This window comes from Limnohabitans sp. Rim47, from assembly GCF_001517545.1.
Taxonomy (GTDB): domain Bacteria; phylum Pseudomonadota; class Gammaproteobacteria; order Burkholderiales; family Burkholderiaceae_C; genus Limnohabitans_A.
This window is the reverse complement of record NZ_FBYA01000002.1, coordinates 235246-249203: the sequence shown is the minus strand read 5'-3', so window position 1 is coordinate 249203 and position 13958 is coordinate 235246. Positions and strand designations below refer to the sequence as shown.

General features: G+C 60.1%; 8 protein-coding genes. 7 read left to right on the top strand and 1 reads right to left on the bottom strand.

From position 1 onward, the window contains the following. Positions 1 to 24: 24 nt before the first annotated feature. Positions 25 to 1596: a 3,4-dehydroadipyl-CoA semialdehyde dehydrogenase gene (locus tag BN3544_RS06065; RefSeq protein WP_019430063.1), complete on the bottom strand. Its 1572-nt coding sequence runs from the start codon at positions 1594 to 1596 to the stop codon at positions 25 to 27. 208 nt (positions 1597 to 1804) lie between these two features. Here BN3544_RS06065 and BN3544_RS06060 point away from each other — a divergent pair, with 208 nt between their 5' ends. From BN3544_RS06060 to BN3544_RS06030, 7 genes are all read left to right on the top strand, one after another. After that, positions 1805 to 2719, top strand: coding sequence for a helix-turn-helix transcriptional regulator (locus BN3544_RS06060; protein ID WP_019430062.1), 915 nt, complete (start codon positions 1805 to 1807; stop codon positions 2717 to 2719). A 158-nt stretch (positions 2720 to 2877) separates the two neighbouring features. After that, the gene (gene boxC, locus BN3544_RS06055) at positions 2878 to 4536 is read left to right on the top strand and encodes a 2,3-epoxybenzoyl-CoA dihydrolase (protein ID WP_019430061.1); all 1659 of its coding nucleotides are present in this window, start codon (positions 2878 to 2880) and stop codon (positions 4534 to 4536) included. 88 nt (positions 4537 to 4624) lie between these two features. After that, positions 4625 to 6052: a benzoyl-CoA 2,3-epoxidase subunit BoxB gene (gene boxB, locus BN3544_RS06050; protein ID WP_019430060.1), complete on the top strand. Its 1428-nt coding sequence runs from the start codon at positions 4625 to 4627 to the stop codon at positions 6050 to 6052. Positions 6053 to 6444: 392 nt separating this feature from the next. Next, the gene (boxA, locus tag BN3544_RS06045) at positions 6445 to 7737 is read left to right on the top strand and encodes a benzoyl-CoA 2,3-epoxidase subunit BoxA (protein WP_019430059.1); all 1293 of its coding nucleotides are present in this window, start codon (positions 6445 to 6447) and stop codon (positions 7735 to 7737) included. Between the two features lie 122 nt (positions 7738 to 7859). Then, positions 7860 to 9584, top strand: coding sequence for an NADH-ubiquinone oxidoreductase-F iron-sulfur binding region domain-containing protein (locus BN3544_RS06040; RefSeq protein ID WP_019430058.1), 1725 nt, complete (start codon positions 7860 to 7862; stop codon positions 9582 to 9584). After that, positions 9581 to 12367: a formate dehydrogenase subunit alpha gene (gene fdhF, locus BN3544_RS06035; protein ID WP_019430057.1), complete on the top strand. Its 2787-nt coding sequence runs from the start codon at positions 9581 to 9583 to the stop codon at positions 12365 to 12367. Before BN3544_RS06040 ends, fdhF begins: the two co-directional genes overlap by 4 nt. Positions 12368 to 12455: 88 nt before the next feature. Then, entirely contained in the window at positions 12456 to 13928 is a 1473-nt protein-coding gene (locus BN3544_RS06030) for a sensor histidine kinase (protein WP_197409904.1), read from the top strand. Positions 13929 to 13958 lie beyond the last annotated feature (30 nt).

The following is a 13958-nucleotide window of genomic DNA, read 5'->3' as shown; positions in this document are numbered from 1 at the left end:
GATTTAACGGGGCGCGTTGCCGGTTCACAGGGGCAGTGCCATGCCTTGTGTCGCCAGTTGGTCCAGGGCCAGCGAGCTGCCTTGAACGGCGCTGCGGCGGTGGTAGAAATTGAGCGCCCTGAGGCCACCCAGTTCTTCGCCGCCACCGGCTCGGCCGGGGCCACCGTGCAGGCTCATGGGCATCACGTTGCCGTGGCCACTGTGCAGGGCCGCTACATCGGGCGAAATCGCATGCACACGCCCGTGGCTGCTGGCCAATTCGACCGAAGCCTGGACCGTGAAAACGGGGTCTTCGCTGTAGACCGAGCACACCAACGAACCCTCGCCCCGGCGGATCATGGTGTAAGCCTCTTCAATGCTGTCGTAAGGCATCAGGGTGGACACCGGGCCAAACACCTCGACCGCGTGCAGCACTTGGGCAGTCATGGGCGTTTCAGTGCCCAGCAGCACAGGGGCGACGCAGGCACTCGATGCGTCGGCGTCCACCAGTGCGGTGGCGCTGCCATCAAACAGCACGGTAGCTTCTGTCTTGAGCTGAACCAAACCTGCCAGTACGCTGGCTTTTTGTTCCTGGCTGACCAAAGCGCCCATGCGCACGGAGTCGTTGCGGGGGTTGCCCACGGTGGTTTTGGCGAGTTTCGCGCCAATGGCCTCAGCCGTGGCCTTGTACAAAGCGCGAGGCACAAAGATGCGGCGGATGGCGGTGCATTTTTGACCTGATTTGACAGTCATCTCACGGCTGACTTCGTTCACCAACAGCTTGAAAGCCTCGCTCTCGGCCGTGGCTGCGGGTGACAGCAGGGCCGAATTCAGGCTGTCGGCCTCGATGTTGCAGCGCACCGACAGCTCGGTCACGGCGCGGTGGCTGCGGATGATCTTGCCGGTCTCGGCTGAGCCGGTGAACGACACCACATCAAACGATTTGAGCTGGTCCATGAGGCCCGCTGACGAGCCGCAAATGACCGACAACGCACCGACAGGCAACACGCCCGCATCCACCACGTCTTTGACCATGCGCTGGGTCAACCACGCGGTGGCGGTGGCGGGCTTGATGATGACGGGCACGCCCGACAGCAAAGCCGGGGCTGCTTTTTCCCAAAGGCCCCAGCTGGGGAAGTTGAAGGCGTTGATGAACAAAGCCACGCCATGGGTGGGCACCTGGATGTGCTGAGTCTGGAAGGCCGGGTCTTTGGCCATGCGGATGCGCTGACCGTCCAGCAGCAGCTTGGCTTCGCCCAAAGCTGCACCTTGTTTGGCGTAATAACCCAGCGTGAAGATGGCGCCATCAATGTCCACACCCGAGTCCTTGGCCACGGTGCCGCTGTTGGCGGTGGCGATCTGGTCATAAGCGTCGCGGTTGGCCTGCAGCACATCGGTGATTTTGCTCAGCAAGCTGGCACGCTGGCCGTAGCTCATTGCGCGCAGCGCAGCGCCACCTTGTTCGCGGGCAAACGCAAAGCCTTCGGCCAAGTCGATGCCTGCACTCGAGACGCGGGCCAACTCGGTGCCCAGCACGGGGTCAAACAGGGGCGTGCCTTCGCCCGTGCCGGTTTGCCAGCGGCCTGCGATGAAGTTGGGGAGCAAAGAGGTGGTCATGTGCTTGGCTTTCAGAGGGTCGATTGAAGACGACCGTTTCGGGTGAGCATGCACTGGCATGCAACAAAAAACTGTTCTTGCTGTTCAGTTGGCGGTATAAACAGCAGCTGATGCACTATTGTGCTTGCCTGTGAGTATGCATTAAAGTGCATGTTTTGGGGTTGTTGAAATTTAAGGGTTTTCCCTTGTTTGTAATCAAAGGTTGAGCATGACATCTCAAGAGTCCACGTTGATGGAGCCGTCCGAGCCCGAGACCAAGCGCAGTCCGTTTCTGGAAGCGCTGGGTGATCGGGTGCGCACTTTGCGTTCGCGCAAGGGCATGACGCGCCGCGCCGTGGCGGTGGCGGCCGACGTGTCTGAGCGCCACTTGGCCAACCTCGAATACGGCACCGGCAACGTGTCGGTGTTGGTGTTGTTGCAAGTGGCCAATGCCCTGCAATGCTCGCTGGCCGAGTTGCTGGGCGATGTGACCACCACTTCGCCCGAATGGTTGCTGATCCGTGAATTGCTCTCCAAACGCAGCGAGGCCGATTTGCGCCGCGTGCGCGTGCAGTTGAGCGACATGTTTGGCGAGGGCGGTAACGCGCAAGAGCGCAAAAACCGCATCGCCTTGATTGGCCTGCGTGGCGCGGGCAAAACCTCGCTGGGGCAGCGTCTGGCCAATGACATGGGCTTTCCCTTCATTGAGCTCAGCCGCGAGATTGAGCAGTTTGCGGGCTGCCAGATCAGTGAGATCCACAACCTGTACGGTGCCAACGCTTACCGCCGTTACGAGCGTCGCGCTCTGGAAGAAGCCATCCAGATCTACCCCGAAGTGGTGATCGCCACCCCCGGCGGTCTGGTGTCCGATTCGGCCAACTTCAACTTGCTGCTCTCGCACTGCACCACCGTCTGGTTGCAAGCCGATGCGGTCGACCACATGGGCCGCGTGGCCGCTCAAGGCGACATGCGCCCCATGGCTGCCAGCCGCGAGGCGATGGAAGACCTCAAGCGCATTCTGGAAGGGCGCTCGGCCTTTTATTCCAAAGCCGATCTCGCTATCAATACGAGTGCGCGCACCGAAGACCAGGCATTTGACGCCTTGCGTACTTCGGTTCGCCAACATTTGCAATTGCCGGCTTGATGCCGTGGTGATATTTCATTTCCTAGGGAAAACACTTAGTAAATGCAATAAAGTGCATGTTGCTGTTCCGGGGTGTCTGCACTAAACTTCAGCTCAACATGCAGTGAAATGCATTTTTTGACAGAAATCAAATCCACCACCCCTTAACGGAGACATCCATGACCGCAGCGCCACAGGTTGACTACCAAACCAACCCTTCTCAATACAAGCACATCAACCTGGCCTTTGACGGCGAGATCGCCACCCTGTCGATCAACATCAACGAAGACGCCGGCCTTCGCCCTGGTTACAAACTCAAGCTCAACAGCTATGACTTGGGCGTGGACATCGAATTGCACGACGCTTTGCAGCGCATCCGTTTTGAGCACCCAGAAGTGCGCTCGGTGGTGGTGACCAGCCTGAAAGACCGCGTGTTCTGTTCCGGTGCCAACATCTTCATGTTGGGCGTTTCCAGCCACGGCTGGAAAGTGAACTTCTGCAAGTTCACCAACGAAACCCGCAACGGCATCGAAGACTCCAGCAAGCACGATGGCCTGAAATTTGTCGCCGCCCTGAACGGCGCTTGCGCGGGTGGTGGCTACGAGCTGGCCCTGGCTTGCGATGAAATCGTGTTGGTGGACGACCGTTCCAGCGCCGTGTCACTGCCTGAAGTGCCTTTGCTGGGCGTTTTGCCTGGCACAGGCGGCTTGACCCGCGTGACCGACAAGCGCCATGTGCGCCACGACCTGGCCGACATTTTCTGCACCAGCGTCGAAGGCGTTCGCGGCCAAAAAGCAGTGGACTGGCGGCTGGTGGACGCGGTGGCCAAGCCGGCCTTGTTCAAAGAGGCTGTTCAGGCCCGCGCCACCCAGCTGGCCGCTGGCAGCAACCGCCCTGTCGGTGTCAAAGGCGTGACCCTGACACCTTTGAACCGCACCATCGCGGCCGACAGCCTGAGCTACACCAACGTGACTGTAGAGATCGACCGCGCCAAGCGCATCGCCACCTTCACGGTCAAGGCCCCGGCCACAGCGCAACCCACCGACATCGCAGGCATTCAAGCCGCAGGTGTGAACTGGTGGCCGCTGCAAATGGTGCGTGAACTCGACGACGCCATCCTGCACATGCGCACCAACGAACTCGAAATGGGGACTTGGATCATCAAGACGTCCGGTGATGCCGCCGCTGTGTTGGCGTCCGACGCGACCATGCTGGCTAACAAAGACCACTGGTTCGTGCGTGAAACCATCGGCCACCTGCGCCGCACCCTGGCCCGCATGGACGTGACCTCGCGCAGCCTGTTCGCCTTGGTCGAAGAAGGGACATGTTTTGTCGGCACACTCGCCGAGCTGGCTTTCTGTGCTGACCGCGCCTACATGCTGGCTTTGCCGGACGACGCTGACAAGGCCCCCAAGATTCAGTTGAACGAAATGAACTTCGGTTTCTTCCCCATGGTCAATGACCAGACCCGTCTGCAGCGCCGTTTTTACGAAGAAGTGCCTGCGATGGACGCTGCACGCGGTGCCATCGGCAAGGCGCTGGACGCCGACGCGGCGCTGGCCTTGGGTTTGGTGACAGCGGCACCCGATGACATCGACTGGGCCGACGAAATTCGCCTGGCTCTGGAAGAGCGCACCTCCATGTCGCCCGATGCATTGACTGGCCTGGAAGCCAACCTGCGTTTTGCCCAAAAAGAAAACATGGCCACCCGCATTTTTGGTCGCCTGACTGCTTGGCAAAACTGGATCTTCCAGCGCCCCAACGCCGTGGGCGAAAAAGGGGCCTTGAAGGTTTACGGCAAAGGCGAAAAAGTTCAGTTCGACATGAACCGCGTCTGATGTTTTTGCGTTGTGCAGCAGGCTTCCCGGTGGTGCCTGCTGCAACCGAAATTTGACCCCACCGTTGCTTTAATTTCTGGAGACTCTCATGTCCGGTATCAACTACAGCGAAAAAATTCCCAACAACGTCAATCTGTCGGAAGACCGTACCTTGCAGCGTGCCCTCGAGCAGTGGCAGCCCAACTTCATCAACTGGTGGGACGACATGGGCCCCGAAGGCTCCACCGACATGGACGTGTACCTGCGCACCGCCGTGAGCGTGGACCCGCAAGGCTGGGCCCAGTTCGGTCACGTCAAGATGCGCGATTACCGTTGGGGCGTTTTTCTGAACCCCGGTGAACAAGACCGCAAGATCCATTTTGGCGACAATATCGGTGAAAAAGCCTGGCAAGACGTGCCTGGCGAACACCGCGCCAACCTGCGCCGCATCATCGTGACCCAGGGCGACACCGAGCCAGCGTCTGTTGAGCAGCAACGCCACTTGGGCCTGACCGCGCCCAGCATGTACGACTTGCGCAACCTGTTCCAGATCAACGTCGAAGAAGGCCGTCACCTGTGGGCCATGGTCTATCTGCTGCACAAATACTTCGGCAAAGATGGCCGCGAAGAAGCCGATGCCTTGTTGCAACGCAACAGCGGCAACGATGACAACCCACGCATCTTGCAAGCCTTCAACGAGAAGACGCCTGACTGGTTGTCGTTCTTCATGTTCACTTACTTCACTGACCGTGACGGCAAGTTCCAGTTGTGCGCATTGGCCGAGTCGGCATTCGACCCATTGGCCCGCACCACCAAGTTCATGTTGACCGAAGAAGCGCACCACATGTTTGTGGGCGAGTCCGGCGTGAGCCGCACCATCCAGCGCACAGTCGACGTGATGAATCAGCTCAAAACCGACGACGTGGCCAAGCTGCGCGCTGCCGGTGTGATCGATCTGCCGACCATCCAGCGTTACATCAACTTCCACTTTTCGGTGACCATCGACCTGTTCGGTGCCGACGAGTCGTCTAATGCCGCCACCTTCTACAGCTCTGGCTTGAAAGGCCGCTACGAAGAAGGCAAGCGGGGTGATGACCACGTCCTGAAGGGCAACAGCTACAAGATCCTGTCGGTCGAAGACGGCAAATTGATCGAAAAAGAAGTGCCGATGCTCAACGCTTTGAACGAAGTGCTGCGCGACGACTACATCACCGATTCCAAAGGCGGCATCGAGCGCTGGAACCGTGTGATCTCCAAGGCAGGCATTCCTTTCACATTGACCGCGCCACACAAGGCTTTCCACCGCAACATCGGCTCTTTGTCCGGCTCCAAGATCACGCCCGATGGCCGTGTGGTGACCGATGAGCAGTGGATGGCGCAGGTGGGTGAGTGGTTGCCTACCAACGAAGACCGCGCTTACGTGGCCAGCCTGATGGGCCGTGTCGTTGAGCCAGGCAAGTTTGCCAACTGGATCGCGCCACCCGTCATGGGCATCAACCGTCAGCCCGTGGACTTTGATTACGTCCGTTTCAACTGATGCGTTGAGCTTTTGATCGACTGCTGCTCCTGCTTGGTTGCGGGGGCAGCAGTTGACAGAGGAAGAGGCGGGTTTCTCATACGGGGTACCGAAAAATTTTCACCCGCCCCTTCCTCTGTCAACTGCATGGGGTTTGCTTTGTGATTTGAATGTGTTGCCTTGATGGAAGGCAGCCATTGAAAGGGCAAGGGGCGGGTTCCTCATGACGGGGTACCGAAAATCGTCACCCACCCCTTGCCCTTTCAATGGCATGGTGTGCACTGTGCATAAGGGTGCCGGTAGACTCCATGCGCTTGAGTAGGCACTGAGCGACGCTATGGCCCCCAGCCATGGCGTTGCGGACCTGAGCAAACCAAAAACAAAAGTCGAAGACACAACAAGAAAGCCAAGACATGAGCACTGAATCGACCCTGATCAAACAGCACGTCATCGACCCCGAGATCTGCATCCGCTGCAACACCTGCGAGGCGATCTGCCCGGTCGGGGCCATCACCCATGACTCGCTCAACTACGTGGTTAAGGCCGACATCTGCAACTCGTGCATGGACTGCATCTCCCCATGCCCCACAGGCTCGATTGACAACTGGCGCATGATGCCCAAGGCCAAGGCCTACAGCATCGAAGAACAACTCAAGTGGGATGAACTGCCTGCCGAGCTCAATGATGCAGAGCTGGCGGCTGCCGGTGGTGAATCCGGTGACGCTGCGACAACGCAAGACAGTTCTGCCGATGCCGCCTCGGCCGCATCTGTTGTGAGTACCGCCACCGCTTCGGCTTTCAACTCGGCCCAATTTGGTGCGACCATTCCCCCGTGGTCGGCTGCCCACGCTTACACCAACCTGTATGGCCCCAAAGCCGCAGAGAAAACCATCACTGCCACCGTGACCGGCAACCTGCGCGTGACCGAAGTGGGCAAGGAATACGACACCCACCACATCGTGCTGGATTTTGGCAACCTGCCTTTCCCCGTGCTCGAAGGCCAGTCGATCGGCATCCTGCCACCCGGCGAAGATGCCAAAGGCAAGCCACACCACGCTCGGCAATACTCAATTGCCAGCCCCCGCAATGGCGAGCGTCCGGGTCACAACAACCTGTCGCTGACCATCAAGCGCGTGCTCGAAGACCACGACGGCCAACCCGTGCGCGGTGTCGGCTCCAACTACATGTGCGATTTGAATGTGGGTGACAAGGTCCAGGTGATCGGGCCGTTTGGCGCGAGCTTCCTCATGCCCAACCACCCCAAGAGCAACATCGTCATGATCTGCACCGGCACGGGGTCAGCCCCCATGCGGGCCATGACCGAATGGCGTCGCCGCCTGCGTGCCAGCGGCAAGTTCGAGGGTGGCAAGTTGATGCTTTTCTTTGGTGCTCGAACACCTGCCGAGTTGCCTTACTTTGGCCCGCTCAACAACCTGCCCAAAGATTTTATTGACACCGAATTCGCCTTCTCGCGCGAAGAGGGCAAGACCAAGCGTTACGTGCAGGATGCCCTGCGCGACCGTGCTGCCGATGTGGCGGCTTTGCTCAAAGACGGCAACACCTGTTTTTACGTGTGTGGCCTTAAAAGCATGGAAGAGGGCGTGGTCATGGCCTTGCGCGACATCGCACAAAACGCGGGTCTTGACTGGGACGCCATCGGAGGCACGCTCAAAAAAGAGGGCCGCCTGCACCTTGAGACTTACTGATCTAAGCGCATCGCCTCATGAAGCACCTGAAGGTCTCGATCTGCGGGTATGCCAGGGGCCAGTCTTTATCAGCGCTTGTTCATGGCCGCCATGAATTTCTCAAACGGATGTGACAATTTCGCATGCAGACCGATTCCATTTCTGAAACCCGTATCGGACTGAATGCGCTGCGTGACCAATTGCGCAAGCCCCGGTCGCAACTCAAAGGCCGTCAGTCCACGCCCGAGGCCCGCGCCGAGGTGCAGGGCCTGATCGGTTTGCCGCCCTTAAACGGCCATCGCCGCGATTTGCTGATCGAGCACTTGCATGTGCTCAACGACCATTTTCATGGCCTGTTCGAACGCCACATCGTGGCACTGGCCACCGAGATGCGTTTGCCCGTGGTCGAGGTGTTCGAAGTCGCTTCTTTCTACCACCACTTCGACATCCTGAAAGACAACGAAGTCGCCCCGAGCATCACTGTGCGCGTGTGCGACAGCCTGAGCTGCACCCTGGCAGGCAGTAACGCCTTGCTGCGCCAATTGCAAAACGAGTTGCTGAATGTGAAGGTGGTGCCGGTGCCTTGCCTGGGCCGTTGCGAGCAGGCACCGGCCGTGCAAGTGGGCCAGCAGGCTGTGGCGCAAGCCACGGTGGCGGCGGTGACCCAGCGTGTGACCGCACAGCAGACAGCACCGAATCCCTTGCCAGAGGCCATTCGCTTCGACGCTTACCAACGGGCGGGTGGTTACCAGTTGGCTTTGCAGGTGGCGGCGGATTTGAAACACCACGAATCGGTCATCGAATGCCTGGAGTCCTCGGGCCTGCGCGGTTTGGGCGGCGCGGGTTTTCCGGCTGGGCGCAAATGGCGCATCGTGCGCAGCCAGCCAGGCCCGCGCCTGATGGCCGTGAACATCGACGAAGGCGAGCCCGGCACCTTCAAGGACCGCACCTGTCTAGAGGCCGACCCGCATCGTTTTTTGGAGGGCGTGCTGATAGCTGCCAGCGTGGTGGGCTGTGAAGCGGTCTACATCTACCTGCGTGACGAGTACCACGAAGCGCGCGTGTTGCTGACCGAAGAATTGGCCGCGTTGAAACTGAACCCGCCTTGCGCCTTGCCGCGCATCGAGTTGCGCCGGGGTGCGGGGGCTTACATCTGCGGCGAAGAATCCGCCATGATCGAAAGCATTGAGGGCAAGCGCGGCGAGCCACGGCTGCGCCCGCCTTACATCGCCGAGGTGGGCCTGTTTGGCCGACCGACGCTGGAGCACAACTTTGAGACGCTTTACTGGATTCGCGAGCTGCTTGAGCAGGGTGCTGCCAGCTTTGCCGCACATGGGCGTCATGGTCGCCAAGGCCTGCGCCGCTTCAGCGTGAGCGGGCGTGTGAGCCAGCCGGGTGTCAAGCTCGCACCTGCGGGCATCACGCTGCGCGAACTGGTGGACGAATACTGCGGCGGCATGGCCGAGGGGCAAACGCTGTATGCCTATTTGCCCGGAGGGGCCAGTGGCGGCATTTTGCCTGCCCGCCTGGCCGATGTGCCGCTTGACTTCGACACCCTGCAACCGCATGGCTGCTTCATCGGCTCGGCCGCTGTGATGGTGCTGGGCCAGGACGACAGTGCCCGCGAAGCGGCTTTGAATGTGATGAAGTTCTTTGCCCACGAAAGCTGTGGCCAGTGCACCCCCTGCCGCGTGGGCACCGACAAAGCGGCGCAACTCATGGCCGCCCGGTTGTGGGATGCTGACACGCTGCAAGACTTGGCGCAGGTCATGGGCGATGCCTCCATTTGTGGCTTGGGCCAAGCCGCACCCAACCCGATCCGATGTGTGCTGGATTATTTTCCGCACGAAGTGGGGGGCCGCGCATGAGCACCGTTCAATTCACGCTCAATGGCCAAGCCGTCGAGGCACCCGTTGGCAAAAGCATTTTCAACATCGCCAAAGACTTGGGGCTGTCCATTCCGCATTTGTGCCACAAGGAGGGCTTGGTGCCCGACGGCAACTGCCGCGCCTGTGTGGTCGAGGTCGCCGGTGAGCGCACCCTCGCGCCCAGCTGCTGCCGCAGTGCCACACCCGGCATGCAGGTGCGCACTGACAGCGAACGTGCCGTCAAAAGCCAAAAAATGGTGCTTGAGATGTTGCTGGCCGATCTGCCTGAGCAAGGCTACAAATGGCTCGATGACCGTGCCGAAGCCCCGCATGGTGAGCTGAGTCAGTGGGCCGAGCACCACGGCGTGCAGGTGCGCCCCGCACTCGCTGAATTGCGCCGTGAGGCCGTCCCCGCCGACCTGTCCCATCCCGCCATGGCCGTCAACTTGGATGCCTGCATTCAGTGCAACCGCTGCGAACGCGCTTGCCGTGACCTGCAGGTCAACGACGTGATCGGTCTGGCCTTCCGGGGTGCGCACACGCAGGTGGTGTTTGACCTGGCCGACCCGATGGGCGGCAGCTCTTGTGTAGGCTGTGGCGAATGCGTGCAGGCCTGCCCGACGGGCGCGCTCATGCCCAAGAGCCAAATGGGTCCGCAAAAGGTGGACCGCGAGGTGGACTCGGTCTGCCCGTTTTGCGGCGTGGGCTGTCTCGTCAGCTTCCAAGTCAAAAACGAAAAGATCGTCAGCGTCAAAGGCCGCGAAGGCCCGGCCAACGAAGGGCGTTTGTGTGTCAAGGGCCGCTTCGGCATGGACTACATCCACAGCCCTGACCGCATCACGAAGCCGCTGATCCGAAAAAGCGGCGTGGCCAAGGACCTGAATCTGATTGACGGCCACACCGATTGGCGCGAGGTCTTCCGCGAAGCGACTTGGCAAGAAGCGCTCGAACTTGCAACGCAGCCGCTCAATGCTTTGCGCCAGCAACATGGCCCCAAATCGCTCGCCGGTTTCGGCTCGGCCAAGGGCAGCAACGAAGAGGCCTACTTGTTCCAGAAGTTGGTGCGCACCGGCTTTGGCAGCAACAACGTGGACCACTGCACTCGCCTGTGCCACGCCTCCAGCGTGGCGGCACTGCTTGAAGGCGTGGGCTCGGGTGCGGTCAGCAACCCCGTGCGCGATGTCGAGCATTCAGACCTCATCATCGTGATCGGCTCCAACCCGACGGCCAACCACCCGGTGGCAGCCACCTGGATGAAGAACGCCGCCCAGCGCGGCACCCGCATTGTGCTGGCCGACCCGCGCATCACCGACATCGGTCGCCACACTTGGCGCACGCTGCAGTTCAAGGCCGACACCGATGTGGCCTTGCTCAACGCCATGCTGCACGTCATCGTCACCGAAAACCTGTGCGATGAAAAGTTTTTGAGCCAACGTGCTGACAACGTGGCCGAACTCAAGGCCCATGTGCAGGGCTTCACGCCCGAGGCCATGAGCCTGGTTTGCGGCATCCCGGCCGAGACGATCCGCGAAGTGGCGAGGGCCTATGCCACTGCCAAAGCCGCCATGATCTTGTGGGGCATGGGCGTGAGCCAGCATGTGCACGGCACCGACAACGTGCGCTGTCTGATCGCGCTGGCAAGCATCACCGGTCAGATTGGTCGCCCCGGCACGGGCCTGCACCCACTGCGTGGTCAGAACAACGTGCAGGGTGCGAGCGACGCGGGTTTGATCCCGATGATGTACCCCAACTACCAGCGCGTGAATGACAAGTCGGCGCACGACTGGTTCGAGAAATTTTGGAACACAACACTGGACGACCAGCCCGGCTACACGGTGGTCGAAATCATGCACAAGGCGCTTGCACCTGAGAGCGACCCGCACAAGGTGCGCGGCATGTACATCATGGGCGAGAACCCGGCCATGAGCGACCCCGACCTGAACCACGCCCGCCATGCGCTGGCGAGCTTGCAGCATCTTGTGGTTCAAGACATCTTTTTGACCGAAACCGCCTGGCTGGCCGATGTGGTGCTGCCCGCCAGCGCTTGGCCCGAAAAAACCGGCACCGTCAGCAACACCGACCGTACGGTGCAAATGGGCCGTCAGGCGGTGCTGCCGCCAGGCGACGCTAAGCCCGATTTGTGGATCATTCAGCAGATCGCCGAACGCATGGGCCTCTGCTGGCCTTACGCTGGCGAACACGATGGCGTGGCAGCGGTGTATGACGAAATGCGTCAGGCCATGGCCCCGGCGATTGGCGGCATTGACTGGGCGCGGCTGAACGCGGGCTCGGTCACTTACCCCTGTGTGAGTGCTGACGATCCCGGTCAACCCATCGTCTTCCATGACCATTTCCCTACCCAAGATGGCCGTGTTTGGCTGGTGCCCGTCGAGGTGATCCCGGCCAACGAGCAGCCCGATGCCGACTACCCCATGGTGCTCATTACCGGGCGGCAGCTGGAGCACTGGCACACCGGCAGCATGACGCGCCGGGCCACGGTGCTCGATGCGCTCGAACCTGCGGCCACCGCGTCGATGTGCAGCGCCGACTTAGCCCGACTCGGCCTGCAAGCCGGGCAACGCGTGCGCATTGCGTCACGCCGGGGCGAAGTTGAGCTGCAAGTTCGCTGCGATGACGGCACGCCGCTGGGCGCGGTGTTCATTCCGTTTGCCTATGTCGAGGCGGCAGCCAACGAGCTGACCAATGCGGCACTTGATCCGTTTGGCAAGATCCCGGAGTTCAAATACTGCGCGGTGCGGGTCTCGGCGCTCCAGCCCTCATAATCCGGCGCTGCCCACCTCTTGTGCTGCATGCCTTGCAGCACATGGGCTTCATCCAGACCACCGGGGGGGATTTCGCTTGAACATTGACGTGCAAACCATTTTCTGGATGGATGCTTTTCTTTACCTGGTGCTGCACGCGGCCATCTGGTATGGCATGGCGCGCTACCGCAGTGGGCTGGTCACGTTGTGGAGTGTCTCGGGCATCTTCAGTGCGCTGGGGGTTTGGGTGTTGGGTTGCCGGGGCCTCTTGCCCACCGATGCGGTGGTCTTTTGGGGCGTGTTGTTCATGGCCTTGGGCAATTTCGGGAGGCAGGCCGCATTGCGTTCTCTGGATGGACCTGCCGACCGCCGCTGGCTATGGGGCATGGGTTCGTTCTACGGGGTGTACCTGCTGGCCACGTACGGCTTTTACTTTTCGGGTGGCTCCGAGGCCGGCGTGATTCTTCTTTTTTACGGGTTTTACACCCTCAATTGCCTGGAATATGTGGTGTCAGGACGGCGCATTGGCGTCACGCACGACCCTTTTGGCTCCAGGGCCGTGCAGTTGGCCGGGTGGTTGCTGGTGGGTAGTCTGGGCATCAAGACCTTGGCATTATTGGGCGGTTGGGGTGCTGTGGATTTGTACGACATGTCCTGGGACCAAGCGGTGGTGTTTGGGGGCCAGTTTGTCGCCGTCACCATGCTCAGTGTGGGCTTCATGCAAATATTTGTGGACCAGATTCACAAAGGTCAGATTCAGGCTGAGCAGGGCCTGGCGCGTGAGCAGGAACGCTCGGCTTTGTTGCTGCAACACTCAGAAGATTTGTCGGTGCTTCTCAGTGAACGCGAAGAAATCATCCGACAGCTGACACTGTCTAACAAAAGTGCGGGCATGGGGGCGTTGGTGGCCAGCATCGCCCATGAGCTGAACCAACCCCTGACCACCATCGTGCTCAAGACCGAGCTGATTGAGTCACACCTTCAGCGCAACCGTGACCCGCAAGCCGCACTGGCCGAAGCCCACAAATTGGCCGACCTTATCCGGGAAGACACACGCCAAGCCGCCGCCATCATTCGCACCTTGCGCAGCATGTTTGCCACCGGCAAGGGTGAATATGCCCGAATTGACCTGGCCCAAAAGGTGCAAAACGTGGTCAACATCGCACGCACCCATGCCAAGCGGTGTGACATCGAAATCGACCTCAATTTGAACGAGCCTTTGCTGTTGACAGGGGACGCCACCCAGTTGCAGCAAGTGGTGCTCAATTTGCTGAACAACGCCATCGATGCACTGGTCGAAAAGTCGGTGCAGCCCTCCCGCATTTCAATTTCCGGGCAGGTTCGCCCTGACTGGATCGATTTGCGCATTGCAGACAACGGTTGCGGCATCGATGACGCTCAAAAACAGGACGTATTTGCCCTGTTCAAAACATCCAAATCAAAAGGGATGGGCGTGGGTTTGTGGCTTAGCCAGTCGATTGTGGCGTCTCATGGCGGTCATTTGAGCTTCGAGAGCGAGCCAGGCCAAGGTACGGTATTCTTGTTGAGTTTGCCCACACGCGACGATGTGTTGGCATCTTGATGTTCCATTTCTCCAAGGGTTTAGCTGTTC